At 61.2% G+C, this 14,974-nt stretch carries 11 protein-coding genes; all 11 read right to left on the bottom strand.

Translation table 11 applies throughout. The annotated features are described in order from the left end of the window. Nucleotides 1-20: 20 nt before the first annotated feature. Nucleotides 21-1,037, bottom strand: a complete 1,017-nt coding sequence (locus tag G7025_RS15330) for a class I SAM-dependent rRNA methyltransferase (RefSeq protein WP_181080009.1) — start codon at nucleotides 1,035-1,037, stop codon at nucleotides 21-23. Nucleotides 1,038-1,102: 65 nt separating this feature from the next. Beyond that, complete coding sequence (locus G7025_RS15325; protein ID WP_181080008.1) at nucleotides 1,103-1,972, bottom strand: oxygenase MpaB family protein; 870 nt, start codon at nucleotides 1,970-1,972, stop codon at nucleotides 1,103-1,105. Nucleotides 1,973-1,988: 16 nt separating this feature from the next. Then, nucleotides 1,989-3,926 carry an acetate--CoA ligase gene (gene acs, locus G7025_RS15320; protein WP_181080007.1) on the bottom strand — a complete coding sequence of 646 codons (1,938 nt, stop codon included), beginning with the start codon at nucleotides 3,924-3,926 and terminating at the stop codon, nucleotides 1,989-1,991. Nucleotides 3,927-4,031: 105 nt separating this feature from the next. Next, on the bottom strand, nucleotides 4,032-5,696 hold the full coding sequence (gene pgi / locus G7025_RS15315; RefSeq protein ID WP_181080006.1) for a glucose-6-phosphate isomerase: 1,665 nt from the start codon (nucleotides 5,694-5,696) through the stop codon (nucleotides 4,032-4,034). A 222-nt stretch (nucleotides 5,697-5,918) separates the two neighbouring features. Further along, nucleotides 5,919-6,770, bottom strand: a complete 852-nt coding sequence (panC, locus tag G7025_RS15310) for a pantoate--beta-alanine ligase (RefSeq protein WP_181080005.1) — start codon at nucleotides 6,768-6,770, stop codon at nucleotides 5,919-5,921. Continuing rightward, complete coding sequence (gene panB, locus G7025_RS15305) at nucleotides 6,767-7,567, bottom strand: 3-methyl-2-oxobutanoate hydroxymethyltransferase (RefSeq protein ID WP_181080004.1); 801 nt, start codon at nucleotides 7,565-7,567, stop codon at nucleotides 6,767-6,769. Before panB ends, panC begins: the two co-directional genes overlap by 4 nt. A gap of 214 nt (nucleotides 7,568-7,781) precedes the next feature. Further along, entirely contained in the window at nucleotides 7,782-8,279 is a 498-nt protein-coding gene (gene folK / locus G7025_RS15300) for a 2-amino-4-hydroxy-6-hydroxymethyldihydropteridine diphosphokinase (RefSeq protein ID WP_181080003.1), read from the bottom strand. Nucleotides 8,280-8,281: 2 nt separating this feature from the next. Continuing rightward, the gene (locus G7025_RS15295) at nucleotides 8,282-9,685 is read right to left on the bottom strand and encodes a polynucleotide adenylyltransferase PcnB (protein ID WP_181080002.1); all 1,404 of its coding nucleotides are present in this window, start codon (nucleotides 9,683-9,685) and stop codon (nucleotides 8,282-8,284) included. 692 nt (nucleotides 9,686-10,377) lie between these two features. Beyond that, nucleotides 10,378-11,817 (bottom strand): sigma-54-dependent transcriptional regulator, encoded by a 1,440-nt coding sequence (locus tag G7025_RS15290; RefSeq protein WP_181080001.1) that lies wholly within the window; start codon nucleotides 11,815-11,817, stop codon nucleotides 10,378-10,380. Between the two features lie 22 nt (nucleotides 11,818-11,839). Continuing rightward, nucleotides 11,840-14,794, bottom strand: a complete 2,955-nt coding sequence (locus G7025_RS15285) for a sensor histidine kinase (protein WP_181080000.1) — start codon at nucleotides 14,792-14,794, stop codon at nucleotides 11,840-11,842. Beyond that, nucleotides 14,778-14,954: a hypothetical protein gene (locus G7025_RS15280; protein ID WP_003176118.1), complete on the bottom strand. Its 177-nt coding sequence runs from the start codon at nucleotides 14,952-14,954 to the stop codon at nucleotides 14,778-14,780. The genes G7025_RS15285 and G7025_RS15280 overlap by 17 nt, the downstream gene beginning before the upstream one ends. Nucleotides 14,955-14,974: the final 20 nt, after the last annotated feature.

Below are 14,974 nucleotides of genomic sequence, written 5' to 3'. Positions count from 1 at the left end.
CCGGGCGTTTGAGACAAGTCTTACAGCTGCAAGATCAGCGTTTTCAGGGGCGGCTGGTGATCCTGGGAAGGGAAATCCGCGCCCGGAGCCATCACTTTCCAATCACGTACCGGGCGTCCGGCTTTTTCCGCGCAGCGCAGCACCTGTTCACGCCAGTCGTCCATGCTGACCTTTGCCAGGTTATTGCAGCAGATCAGCACGCCGTTGTCGGCCGTCGCAAGCAGAGCGGGCTTGAGCAGGCTCTGATAGTCGCGAAGCAGGTCGACGGTGCCGAAGGCGCTCTTGGCCCACGCGGGTGGGTCGAGCACGACCAGGTCGTACTGGCGCTGTTCCAGGCGTGGATAGCTCGGCAGTTTATGCCCGCGCCGCTGGGTGATCGGCAGGCCGGCCAATTGGCGGATCGCCGGGAAGTAATCCGACTGCACGAAATGCATGGGCGGTAGTTGAGGGTTGAGCTGGCCGTTTTCGCGTCCGACCGCCAGGTTGCCCTCGGCGAAGTCCAGGTTGCACACTTCGCTCGCGCCACCGGCGGCGGCGCTCAGGCCCACGCCGCAGGTATAGGCGAACAGGTTCAGCACGCGCTTGCCGGCAGCCTGTTCCTTGACCCAGCCGCGAGTGTTGCGCAGATCGAGAAACAGCAGCGGGTCCTGGCCGGCATGCCGACCACGCACGCGGTACTTGAGACCCCATTCATGGCCCACCAGATCTTCCAGCGCGGCGGGTTCGGCGCGGTATACCGTGTCTTCGCGATCGATCCGCGAGTTGCCGCGAGAGCGGTCGTTGTACACCAGCAGCAATTCCAGGCCCATGTGCTGATTGATCTGTCGATGCAGGTCCAGCAGCTCGGTGGTTGGCAGCGATTGATGAAAACTCTGCACCAGCAATTGCGGGCCGTAGCGATCGATGGTCAAGCCGCCCACGCCTTCCTGGCTACCGTGAAACAGTCGATAGCAGTCGGTGCCTTGAGCATGCAGTTCGTTGATCAGCGCCTGGCGGTGATCGAGGGCGGCGCGCAGCGCCTGATTCAATGAAGACATGGAGCGCGCCTTGCGTAGGGGATGTGGGCAGAAGGGCGCGCAGTTTAGCAGCTATGGCAGGCCGGCTACAGCAACCCCATCCGGCGATGGGCACGTTGCACCGAGCCGTTGCGCATCGCCCAGCGCAGCAACGGTGCACTGCGCTTGACCCCGGCGCGGATCATCCGCCGTTGCAGCGGGCTCTGATGCTGGTCGAGCAGGGCGCTGGCCCAGTCCGGCAGCAGGTCGATGCCGGCCTGCATCATCAAGGCGCCCAGCGGTCTGGCCAGTGGGCTTGGCGCAGGCGCATTGAGCAGAAGGTGCAGCACCTCCCGGCTGCGCTCGTCGCACAGCAGCTGTGGGCGGATTCGCTGCAGATACTCGGACATTTGCTGCCTGGAACGCGGTACGTCCTGCGCGCCCAAGCGTTCGGCAACCAGTGCGATTTCGCTGTAGTAACGGTCCTGATCGGCGCCCGAAAGATGCGGGTTGCGGTAGCGCAGATGGGCGGCGAGAAAGTTGCTCACTTCCGCCACATGCACCCAGGTCAGCAGTGCCGGATCGCTCGCCGCGTAAGGGCGCCCGTCCGGCGCATGGCCGACCACTTGCAGGTGGATGGTGCGCACTTTTTCGATCAGCCACTCGGCATCCTTGCGTGAGCCGAAGGTAGTGCCGGAAATGAACTGCGAAGTACGGCGCAGACGTCCGAGCATGTCCTGACGGAAGTTCGAATGGTCCCACACCCCGGCGAGAGCCAGTGGGTGCAAGGCTTGCAGCATCAACGCGCTGATCCCGCCGATCAGCATGCTGCTGAAGTCGCCATGCACTTGCCAGCTGACGGAGTCTGGCCCGAATAGGCCCGGATCGCCCTTGGGGTTTTCCAGGTCCAATTGGCCTAGAGACAGGCCCGTCATACTCATCAACTGGGTTTCGATACGGCTGCGGATAAATTCCATGACGACTTGAGGCTTCCTATCGGTTCAGGCGTTTGTCGATCAGGCCATCCACTACGCTCGGATCGGCCAGGGTTGAGGTGTCGCCGAGGCTGTCCAGTTCGTTACAGGCGATTTTGCGCAGAATTCTGCGCATGATCTTGCCGGACCGGGTTTTCGGCAGGGCCGGTGCCCATTGAATCAGCTCCGGTTTGGCGAAACTGCCGATTTCCCGGCTGACCAATTCCAACAGGTGTTGTTTCAGCGCCTCGCTGGGCTCCACACCGTTCATGGGCGTGACAAACGCATAGATACCCTGGCCCTTCACATCATGGGGGTAGCCCACCACGGCGGCTTCGGCCACTTGATCGTGCAGGACCAGTGCGCTTTCCACCTCGGCAGTGCCGATACGGTGGCCGGAGACGTTGATCACATCATCGATGCGCCCGGTGATCCAGTAATCGCCGTCCTCATCGCGTCGTGCCCCGTCACCGGTGAAGTAGTAGCCGGGATAGGGTTTGAAATAGGTGTCGACCATGCGCTGCGGATCGCCGTATACGCTGCGGATCTGCCCCGGCCAACTGGCTTTGATTGCCAGCACACCGCTGCCAGGGCCGGTAATGACGTTGCCTTGTTCGTCCAGCAGCACCGGCTGCACGCCAAACATCGGCTGGGCAGCGCAGCCGGGTTTGATGCGCTGGGCGCTGACCAACGGGCTGAGCATGATGCCGCCGGTTTCGGTCTGCCACCAGGTATCGACAATCGGGCAGCGTTGTTCGCCCACGGCGTTGAAGTACCAGTCCCAGGCTTCCGGGTTGATCGGCTCGCCTACGCTGCCCAGCAGCCGCAGGCTGGCGCGCGAGGTGCTTTCCAAGGGGCCGTGGCCTTCACGCATCAAGGCGCGCAACGCGGTGGGCGCGGTGTAGAAGATATTGACCTGATGCTTATCGATCACTTGCCAGAAGCGTGAGCTGTCGGGGTAACTGGGCACGCCTTCGAACATCAGCGAGGTGGCACCGTTGGCCAGCGGCCCATACACGATGTAACTGTGGCCGGTGACCCAGCCGACATCGGCGGTGCACCAGAAGACTTCGCCAGCGCGGTAGTCGAGCACGTACTTGAAGGTCATCGCCGCCTGCAGCAGGTAGCCACCAGTGGTGTGCAGCACGCCTTTGGGTTTGCCGGTGCTGCCGGAGGTATACAGGATGAACAGCGGGTCTTCGGCATCCATCGGCTCGGGTGGGCAATCATCGTTGGCGGCGGCCAGGGTTTGTTGATATTTCAGGTCGCGACCATCGCTCCAGTTCACGGCCGCCCCGGTGCGTTCCACCACCAGCACGGTGCTGACATCCGGGCAACTGGCCAGGGCTTTGTCGACATTGTTTTTCAGTGCCACCGGCTTGCCGCCGCGCACGCCCTCGTCGGCGGTGATCACGGTGCGGCAATCGGCATCCAGGATGCGGTCACGCAGGGCGTCCGGCGAGAATCCACCGAACACGACCGAGTGCACCGCACCGATGCGCGTGCAGGCGAGCATGGCGTAGGCGGCCTCGGGAATCATGGGCATGTAGATGCACACCCGGTCACCTTTTTTCACGCCACGGCTTTTCAGTACGTTGGCCAGGCGGCAAACGTACTGGTGCAGTTGGCGGTAGGTGATTGTGCTGGAGTTTGTCGGATCGTCGCCCTCCCAGATAAAGGCCGGCTGATCGGCGCGTTTTGCCAGATGGCGATCAATGCAGTTATAGCTGACGTTCAACTGGCCGCCGGCAAACCATTGGGCGGCGCCGGTAGTGATGTCTGACTGTTGGACGGTATGCCATGGGGTTATCCAGTCGAGAAAAGCGCTGGCCTGTTCGGCCCAAAAGCTATCGGGTTGCTCGATGGATTGGCGGTACAGGCGCTGATAGTCCTTTTGACTGAGTTGCGCAGCCCGGCGGACGGCATCGGCGGCGGGAAACGTGCTGATATCGAACATGAGCGGTCCTTATTCTTGTTGTCGGGACAAGGCATAAAGATGCACCCAGTGCGGGGAGGGGGCAAGGCCAACGTCCAAACGACGTTGGCCCGGCAGGCACTGCTATCAGCCGCGGTGACGGCCGCGGAAGTAGTTGATCAAGCCCTGCGTCGAAGCATCCTCGGCCGAGGTTTCTTCGGCGCCGGTCAGGCGGTTGTACACGCCTTTGCCCAGTTCTTTGCCCAGTTCCACACCCCATTGGTCGAAGGCGTTGATCCCCCAGATCACACTTTGTACGAACACCTTGTGTTCATACATGGCGACCAGAGCACCCAGGCGCCGCGGGCTGATACGCTCGACCACCAGGGTGTTGCTCGGACGGTTGCCGGGGATCACCTTGTGCGGCGCCAGCTTCTGCACGTCGTCTTCGGCGATGCCTTTGTCCCGCAACTCGGCTTCGGCTTCACTGCGGGTTTTACCCAGCATCAGCGCCTGGCTCTGGGACAGACAGTTGGCGTACAGCCACTGATGGTGGTCGGATACAGGATTGAAGCTGACGATCGGCACGATAAAGTCGGCCGGGATCAGTTGGGTCCCTTGATGCAGCAACTGGTGGTACGCATGCTGACCGTTGCAGCCCACGCCGCCCCAGATGACCGGGCCGGTGTCGGTAGCCACTGGCGTACCGTCCTGGCGCACGCTCTTGCCGTTGGATTCCATGTCCAACTGCTGCAAGTGCTTGGTGATGTTACGCAGGTAGTGGTCGTACGGCAGGATCGCATGGCTCTGCGCGCCCCAGAAGTTGCCGTACCACACGCCCAGCAGGCCCAGCAGCACCGGCATGTTGGCCTCGAACGGCGCATTCTGGAAGTGCTGGTCCATGGTGTAGGCACCGGACAGTAGTTCCTTGAAGTTGGACATGCCGATGGCCAGGGCGATTGGCAAGCCAATGGCCGACCACAGCGAGTAACGACCGCCGACCCAGTCCCACATCGGGAAGATGTTTTCTTCGCGGATGCCGAAGGCCACGGCCGCCGCGTTGTTGCTCGATACGGCAATGAAGTGGCGGTACAGCTCAGCTTCCGAACCACCCTGGGCCAGGTACCAGGCGCGGGCGGCCTGGGCGTTTTTCAAGGTTTCCAGGGTGTTGAAGGATTTCGACGAGACGATAAACAGCGTGGTCTCGGCGCGCAGCTTCATGGTCAGTTCGTGGAACTCACTGCCGTCGATGTTTGCCAGGTAGTGGCAACGTACGCCTTTGTGGGCGTAGGACAGCAGGGCTTCGGAGACCAGCTCCGGGCCTAGGAACGAGCCACCGATGCCGATGTTCACCACGTCGGTGATCGGCTTTTCGGTGTAGCCACGCCACAGGCCGTCGTGGATGCGGCCGACCAGGTCGGTGATCTGGTTCAGCACCTTGTGCACGTCCGGCATGATGTTCACGCCATTGACCGACAACTTGTCGCCTACCGGGCGGCGCAGCGCGGTGTGCAGGGCAGGGCGGCCTTCGGAGGAGTTGACCGGTTCGCCGGCGTACAGCGCGTCGATGGCGTCCTTGAGGTTGACTTCCTTGGCCAGGGCTACCAGCAGGTCGCGGGTTTCGCTGGTGATCAGGTTTTTCGAGTAATCGAGGAAAAGCCCGCAGCTGCTCAAGGTGAATTGGGAAAAACGCTGGGGATCGGCATTGAATGCTTCGCGCATGCTGAAATCCTGCATGGCTTGGCGGTGTTGAGTGAGCGCTTGCCAGGCGGGCAGAGCGGTAACGTCATGAGGGGTGCGGTAGTACGCCATCGCTGCGGGTTTCCTTTTATTACGGGGACTGCCTTTAGGACACTTCAAAGCCCGGAACGTCCAGTCTTTTATCAAGGGCTGGGTGCCAGACAGCGCTAACCATAGCGCAGGGCGATTACATTAAACCTCGCGTGTGCATATGTCTTGGCTTTGTCTGTGCTGTAGCCGGTACTTTTTTATACCGGCACAGCGGACGGGGCAATGGCGGGGCGTCGGGAGGGGTCAGTCGAGGGTCAGGTGCAGGTTATCGATCAGGCGCGTCGTGCCCAGGTAGGCCGCGACCAGAATTACCACGTCACGGTCTTCGGCCGTGGCCGGGCGCAGGTGTACGCCCTGGCGCACTTCCAGGTAATCCAGGCGCAGGCCGGCAGCTTCGATGTGCTGGATCTGCTCGGCGCGCAGCCTGGCGAAATCGCGGTCTCCGGCTCTGATCGCCGCGGCCATCTGGCTGAGGCTGCGGTACAGCACTGGTGCGATGGCACGTTGTTCGTCACTCAGGTAGCCGTTGCGCGACGACAGCGCCAAACCGTCGTCGGCGCGGACCGTCGGTTCACCGATGATCTGGATCGGCATATTCAGGTCGCGCACCATCGCGCGGATCACGGCCAATTGCTGGTAGTCCTTCTGACCGAACACGGCCATGTCCGGCTGGACCATGTTGAACAGCTTGCTGACCACCGTGGCCACGCCCTCGAAGTGCCCGGGGCGACTGGCGCCGCACAGGCCTTCGGACACTTGCGGGACGCTGACGCGGGTCTGGCCGGCCATGCCGTCGGGGTACATCTCTTCAACAGTGGGGGCGAACAGCAGGTTGCAACCGGCCTGCAGGAGTTTTTCCTGGTCGGCGGCCAGGGTGCGCGGGTATGTGTCCAGGTCTTCGCCGGCACCGAATTGCAGTGGGTTGACGAAGATACTGGCGACGACGAAGTCGGCCTGCTGCGCAGCCTTGGTCACCAACGTGGCGTGGCCGCTGTGCAGGTTGCCCATGGTGGGCACAAAGCCGATGCGCTTGCCGGCCTTGCGCGCATGGGCCACGGCGGCGCGCAGTTCTCTTACGGTTTTTACGGTGTTCATGCAGAAAATCCGTGTTCGGCGCCCGGGAACGTCATGCCTTTGACTTCGGCGACATAGGCGCTCAAGGCGGCGTGAATGCTGTCCTGGCCGACCATGAAGTTCTTCACGAACTTGGGTACGCGGCCGCTGATCGACAACCCGAGCATGTCGTGCAATACCAGCACCTGGCCATCGGTGGCGGAGCCTGCGCCGATTCCAATCACAGGCACTTTGACCGCTTGGGTGATTTCCGCCGCCAGTTCGCTCGGCACGCACTCGAGCAGAATCATCGCGGCGCCGGCTTGCTCCAGCGCGATGGCATCGGCGCGCATCTGCCGCGCTTGGGCTTCCTGGCGGCCTTGCACTTTGTAACCGCCGAGCAGGTTGACCGACTGCGGGGTGAGGCCCATGTGCGCACACACCGGCACGCCGCGCTCAGCCAGCAGGCGGATCGAGTCGGCAAGCCACACGGCGCCTTCGACCTTGACCATGTGCGCACCGGCCTGCATCAGCTTGCCGGCATTCGCGAACGTCTGCTCCAGGGTGGCGTAACTCATGAACGGCAGGTCGGCGATGATGAACGCGCCGTCGTTCCCGCGCTTGACGCTGGCGGTGTGGTACGCCAGTTCATCCGTGGTGACTGGCAGTGTGCTGTCATTCCCTTGAAGAACCATGCCCAGGGAATCACCTACCAGCAACACCTCGACGCCGGCCTGGCAACTGGCGTGGGCGAAGGTGGCGTCGTAGCAGGTGAGCATGGTGATTTTTTCACCTTTGAGCTTGAGGCTCTGCAAGGTGGTCAGGGTAATGTCTGGCATGAAAAGGGTCCTCGTTCAGGCGCTTGGAAACAGCGAGTAACGCGCGTGAGTCTTCGTTTATACAGGCGCACCGTCTTGATAGCAGTGCTTATAAGGCCTGGATTGCGCCCTTTAGCGCCGGGTTGGCGGCAGCAGGACGCCTATAGTCGTGAGGAGGACACGGGAAGTCAATTGGATGTGTTACCGCATTGTTACGATGGCGGTGTTACCGCTGTTACTGACGCGATTCAGCAACGGGGAGCCGTTCCAGGCCGACAAACGGGCAGGCTTCCAGCAAGGCGCTGAGGCGTCTGCCATCCGGCAATTGCAGCTCGGCAGGCGCCAGTTCCGCCAATGGATACAACACGAACGGACGCAGGTGCAGCTGGTAATGGGGCACCTTCAGGCGCGGCTCGTCGATCAGGCGATCGCCAAATAACAGGATGTCCAGGTCGAGCGTGCGAGGGCCCCAGCGCTCGAGGCGTTCGCGACCCTGGTCATTCTCGATGGCTTGCAGTGCATCGAGCAGGTCCAGTGGCGCCAGATCGCTGTCCAAGGCCGCGACCGCGTTGGTATAGCGCGGTTGGCCGGGCAACAGGGAATCGCTTTGATAGAAAGCGGACACGCCGGCGAGGGCAGTGCCGGGCAGGCCGGCCAGTGCTTGGACTGCCCTGTGCAGCTGCTGGTCCGGGGCAGCCAGGTTGCTGCCCATGCCGATGTAGATACGTTCCACGCTTATTCGCCTGCGGCGCCCGAAGCATCGGCGGCGCTGCGTTTGCGCTTGGCGCCGCTGCGACGCCGTTTTTTCGGTCCTTCGCCGGCGGCATCACCTTTGCTGCCCAGCTCACGGATCATCTCGCGTCGCCCGCTGTCGTTGGCGTCCTGATAGTCGGTCCACCATTCGCCCAGGCCGTCGGTCTGCTCCCCGGCACTTTCGCGCAGCAGGAGAAAGTCGTAGCCGGCGCGGAAGCGTGGGTTTTCCAGCAATAGATCGGCGCGTTTGCCGCTGCGACGCGGCAGGCGCTCCTGCATGTCCCAGATCTCGCGGATGGGCAGGGTAAAACGTTTAGGGATGGCGATGCGCTGGCACTGCTCGGTGATCAATTCGTGAGCGGCTTCCTGCATCGCCGGAATCGGCGGCATGCCGCGTTCCTGCAGGCGCAGCACGCGTTTTGGCAGGGCGGGCCACAACAGCGCGGCAAACAGGAAGGCCGGGGTCACCGGTTTGTTCTGTTTGATGCGCAGGTCCGTGTTGATCAGCGCTTCACTGATCAGCGTGTGGGTGTAAGTCGGGTTGTATTCCAACGCTTCGGCACTGGCCGGGAACAGCGGATCGAACAGCTGCAGGTCGACAAGCATTTCGAACGTGTCGGCGGCGTAGCCTGAGAGGAACAGCTTGAGGACTTCCTCGAACAGGCGTGCCGAGGGGATTTCCCGCAGCATCGGCGCCAGGTCGCGGATCGGCGCGGCGGTGTGTTTTTCGATACCGAAGTTCAGCTTGGCGGCGAAGCGCACGGCGCGCAGCATGCGTACCGGGTCTTCCTGGTAGCGCTGGGTCGGGTCGCCGATCAGGCGGATCAGGTTGTTGCGAATGTCGTGCACGCCGTTGGCGTAGTCGAGGATGCGCTCACTGACCGGGTCGTAATACAACGCGTTGATGGTGAAGTCGCGGCGCTGCGCGTCCTCTTCCAAAGTGCCATATACGTTGTCACGCAGGATGCGTCCGCTTTCGTTGCGGGAAGACTGGTTGGTGTCTTCCTCTTCATCGTTTTGCGGGTGGCCTGCGCGGAACGTGGCGACTTCGATGATTTCTCGGCCAAAGTGGATATGCACCAGCTTGAACCGGCGACCGATGATCCGCGCATTGCGAAACTCGGCACGCACTTGTTCGGGCGTGGCGCTGGTGGCCACGTCGAAATCTTTAGGCGTGATATTGAGCAGCATGTCGCGTACGCAACCGCCTACCAGGTAAGCCTGGTAGCCGGCGTTCTGCAAACGTTCGACGATATTCACCGCATAACGACTGAATTGAGCGCGCTGCAACGAATGCTGGCTGCTGTTGAGCACTTCAGGCGTGCTGCGTTTGTGTTGCGTACGACGCAAGGGAGAACGGAATGACTGGAACAACTTCTTCAGCATGGGATGCACTGTTTGAAGGAATGTTCGGCCATAACGAAGAATGACCGCATGATGGGCCGGGATTCTAGCATTTAGTCAGGGGATGGTGTAGGAACAAGCTACAGGCATTGCGCCATAGGCTCTGGAACGTCAAATCGCGGAAACTACAAGGGGAGCCGAAGCTCCCCCAGAAGTAGTTGCGTGCTCTATTTTTATTATTGGTCGGGCTTCTTGTTTTTGTTGATCGCCCTCGCCATGAAGCTTCACCTTCATGACACTCCCAATCGGGAGTCAAGAGCAAACGGATTGCTTTGGTCGCTGTGTTGCTGATCTACGATCCAACCAGTTCAGGCTCTGCCTTAGGGCAGTTTTTGTTGTTCTCGGCCTGGTTGCGGGGCAAGCCCCAAATGCAACGCCTCTCCAAAAGAATCAGTTAGCTGCGCCTCCGCCGTGTTGTTTTTGTTATGCGTGAGTCGATTCGTCTTATTTTTATTGTCTTGTACAAAGCTTGTTATTGTTTTTGTACTAAGCATATAGCAGGGTGCGTGCCAACTTTTTCAAAGCCCAGTAAAACCGGGGGTTTGAGGTGGTTTCGGCTTTTTGACGGACGAAAAAAAGCCGGGGCTTCGTTACCGTAAGCCCCGGCTTTTGTTACGCGAATTGTCTGCGGTAACAGTTTTTTCACATTCTTGGGTGTTACCTGCGTACGCGCCTCAGCTTTCGCTGGCCACGCCGGTCTTGCGCCGCGGAATGCCCAGGCGCTGACGTCGTTCCCACAGGCACTTGCGGCTTACGCCTAATTTGCGCGCCAGCTCGGTCTCGGTCATATGGTCCTGATGCTCCAGGACGAAATGCTGGAAGTAATCTTCCAGCGACAGATCTTCCGTCGGCTCATGGCTGGTGTTACTGGCCGCGCCCTGCTGTGGGGCAAGGCCGATGAACTCATCGTCTTCCAGGTCACTGAGTTCAATATCGATGCCCAGCAGCTCGGCGGAGATTTCCGGGCTTTCCGATAGGATCACCGCGCGCTCCACGGCGTTTTCCAGCTCGCGCACATTACCCGGCCATGAGTAATGCCGAATAGCCTGTTCGGCATCCGGAGCAAATTTCAGGTCGGTTCGGTTGATGCGCGCACTCTGGCGTTGCAGGAAGGCACTGGCGATTTCGTTGACGTCGGCGCCGCGCTCACGCAGCGCCGGCAGTTTGAGGGCGATCACGTGCAGGCGGTAGTACAAGTCTTCACGGAACTGGCCAATCTTGGCCAGGCTCTTGAGGTCGCGGTGGGTCGCGGCGATCAGACGCACATCGACCTTCTGCGATTGCACCGAACCGACCCGGCGAATTTCGCCTTCCTGCAGCACACGCAGCAAACGCGCCTGGGCTTCCAAAGGCAGTTCGCCGATTTCGTCGAGGAACAACGTGCCGCCGTCCGCCGCTTCCACCAGGCCGGCGCGTCCAGCGCTCGCACCGGTGAAGGCGCCTTTTTCGTGGCCGAACAGCTCGGATTCGATCAGCGATTCCGGGATCGCCGCGCAGTTCACCGAAATCATCGGTGCCTTGGCGCGCTTGGACAAGTTGTGCAGGGCGCGGGCTACCAGTTCCTTACCGGTCCCGGACTCACCCTGGATCAGTACATTGGAGTCAGTAGGCGCGACTTTGCGGATCTTGCTGTACAGGTCCTGCATCGGCGGGCATGAGCCGATAATGCCGATCTCGCCATTGCTGTTGTCCACACCGGGCTTTTCGGCACCGTTGGTGGCTTTGCCGGCGGGGCGTTGTTCGGCCTGCACGCTGCCGGCCGACTGCCGGTCGCGCAGGATGCGGGCGACTGCCTGAAGCATTTCGTCATGGTCGAAAGGCTTGGCGATGTAGTCCACCGCGCCCATCTTCATGGAGTCCACCGCCGAGCGCAGGCTGGCGTAGCTGGTCATGATCAGCACCGGCGTGCCCTGGCCGAGTTTTATCAACTCGGTCCCAGGCGCGCCCGGCAGGCGCAGGTCGCTGACGATCAGGTCGAACGTAGGAATGCTGAAGCGCTCCTGAGCTTCCTGTACCGAGCCGGCTTCGCTGACCTGGTACTGATTACGTTCAAGCAGGCGACGCAGGGCAGAGCGGATAATGGTTTCGTCTTCGACGATCAAAATGTGCGGCATTGATTCAATTCTCTCGACGGTCTCAGTTCACAGCGGACGTCGCTTCGACATGACGCGGCAAAGTCACCCGAATACGGGTGCCACGTTGGCTTTCGGTGTCAGCCGGGCTGTCGATGGTGATTTGTCCATAATGCTCTTCAACGATGGAATAGACCAGTGCAAGGCCCAGACCGGTGCCTTCACCCGGATCCTTGGTGGTGAAAAAGGGTTCGAACAGTCGGTCCATGATGTTCTGTGGAATGCCGCTGCCTTCGTCTTCCACGATCAGGTCGATCGTGTGCTCGAAAGCCTCGCTCTTGACGCGTACCGCACTGTGGGGCGGTGAGGCGTCACGGGCGTTGGACAACAGGTTGATCAGTACCTGGGCCAGGCGTTGTGAGTCGCCGTCGACCCAATGATCCGGGTCGCACAGGTTGAAGAATTGGACTTCGAAATTGCGCCGGTTCAAGGCCAGCAGCCCGATGGCATCCTGTGCCACCGCGGCCAGGCACACCGCTTCGTCCTGATTCTGATGAGCGCCGGAGTGAGCAAAACTCATCAGCGACTGCACAATGCGTGAAACGCGCTTGGTCTGCTCAAGGATCTGCCCGCTGATCTCGGTGATTTCGCCGTCTTCCTCGCGTTCTTCGCGCAGGTTCTGCGCCAGGCAGGCAATGCCCGTGATCGGGTTGCCGATCTCGTGCGCGACGCCCGCTGCCAGGCGACCAATACTGGCCAGGCGCTCGGAGTGCACCAGTTTGTCTTCGAGCATCTGGGTTTCGGTCAAGTCTTCTACCAGCAATACCAGGCCGCTGTTGCCGGGGGCCAGGGGCTCATCGATGGCGGCTTTGTGCAGGTTGAGCCAGCGGGTCTGGCCGTCGAGGGCCAGGTGCTGTTTATGCAAATGCTCATCCGGCAGGTTGATAAAGCCCTGCAGCAGTTCTTTCCAGGGTTCGGCCAACGTATTCAGGCGCGAGCCCACCACGCGCTGCGCGGCGATGCCGGTCAGTTCTTCCATGGCTTTGTTCCACATCAGGATCTCCTGATCCTTGGCCAGGGAGCAGACGCCCATGGGCAATTCCTGCAGGGTCTGACGGTGGTAACGGCGCAGTGCATCGAGTTCGGCCGCCAGGCCGGTGAGGCGTGAGTGGTAATCCTCCAGGCGGCTCTCGATGAAATGGATGTCTTCGGTGACGTAGTTTTCGCCCCCGGCCTTGTAGGGCAGAAACGTTTCCACCATGTCCTGGGACACACTGGGGCCCATCAGGCCGGACAGGTTGGCCTCGATGCGGTCACGCAGGCGGCGCAGTGCGTAGGGCCGGCGCTCGTCGAAGGGCAGGTACAGATCGCGCAACGCTTGTTCGACTTCTTTTTGCGCGGCTTTGGCACCCAGGGGTTTGGCCAGTTGCGTGGCGAATTCCTGGGGCGAGGCAGCGTGCAATTCGCGGCGTTGCGGGCGGCGCACGTTGTCCACCGCACAGGCTTCGGCGGCGCTGGTTTCCTCGGGGCTGGCGTTAGTGAACAGCGAGATCAGCGTAAACATCAAGACGTTGGCGGCGAGCGAGGCAATTGCGGCCATGTGCCAGCTGGTGTCGTCGAGTACATAGATCATGTTCAGCAAGGGAATGTAGAAGCCCTGCAGGTTGCCGACCAACGGCAGCAGCATGGTAACGACCCACACCAGGATCCCCGCGAGCAGCCCGGCGATGAAGCCGCGCCGGTTGGCCGTCGGCCAGTACAGCACTGACAGCACTCCCGGCAGGAATTGCAAGGTGGCGACAAATGCCACGATGCCCAGGTTGGCCAGGTCTTGCCCGGCGCCGAGCATCAAATAGAAACCGTAGCCGGCCATGATGATGGCGACGATCAGTGCGCGACGCGTCCATTTCAGCCAGCGGTAGATATTGCCTTCCGCCGGCGGCTGGTACAGCGGCAGCACCAGGTGGTTGAGGGCCATGCCCGACAGCGCCAGGGTGGTGACGATGATCAAACCACTGGCCGCCGACAGACCGCCGACATAGGCCAGCAACGCCAGGGCCGGGCTGTTGGCGGCGATGCCGATGCCGAGGGTGAAGTATTCCGGGTTGGTGGTGGCGCCCAGTTTCAGACCGGCCCACAGGATCAGCGGCACCGCCAGGCTCATCAGCAGCAGGAACAGCGGCAGGCCCCAACTGGCACTGACCAGTGCGCGGGGGTTGAGGTTCTCGGTAAAGGTCATGTGGTACATGTGCGGCATCACAATCGCCGACGCGAAGAACACCAGCAGCAACGTACGCCACGGACCTTCCTGCAAGGGCGTGTGCAGGGCGGCGAGGGCGGTCTGGTTCTGCAGCAGCCACAGCTCCAATTGCTGCGGGCCATCGAACACGCCGTACAGCGCATACAGGCCGACACCGCCGATAGCGATCAGCTTGATCACCGATTCGAAGGCAATCGCAAACACCAGGCCTTCGTGTTTTTCGCGGGTGGCGATGTGACGGGAACCGAAGAAAATCGTGAACAGGGTGATCAGCGCGCAAAAGGCCAGGGCCACGCGATGCTGTACCGGCTCATGGGTGAGGATGCTGATGGAGTCGGCCACTGCCTGGATCTGCAGGGCAAGCAAGGGCAGCACACCGATCAGCATGAACACCGTGGTCAGCGCGCCGGCCCAGGTGCTGCGAAAGCGAAACGCAAACAGGTCGGCCAGGGACGACAGTTGATACGTGCGGGTGATTTTCAATATGGGGTACAGCAGCACCGGCGCCAGCAGGAACGCGCCGGACACGCCGAGGTAGCTGGACAGAAACCCGTAGCCGTACTGATACGCCAGCCCCACCGTGCCGTAGAAGGCCCAGGCACTGGCGTAGACCCCCAGGGACAAGGTGTAGGTCAACGGATGGCGAATGATCGCCCGCGGAATCATTCCGCGCTCACTGATCCAGGCGACGCCGAACAGCGCGGCCAGGTAGGCGGCGCTGATCAGCAGCATCTGGGTGAGGCTAAAGCTCATCGGCATCTTTTTGGCTCTGCAGGATGAAAGTCACGACGATCAGGATCAGCCACAGCAGATAGGGGCGATACCAGGCGCCCGTGGCGTCGATCCACCAATCCATGATGGCGGGGGAAAACAGGTAGATCCCGACGACCAGCAGCAGGACCAATCGATAGATGTACATGTTGGCCTCTGAGTAAAAAA

Origin of the sequence: Pseudomonas lurida (genome assembly GCF_013522705.1) — a bacterium.
GTDB classification, from domain to species: domain Bacteria; phylum Pseudomonadota; class Gammaproteobacteria; order Pseudomonadales; family Pseudomonadaceae; genus Aquipseudomonas; species Aquipseudomonas quebecensis.
Note: the sequence above shows the minus strand (reverse complement) of the source record. Positions and strands in the feature narration are given on the sequence as shown.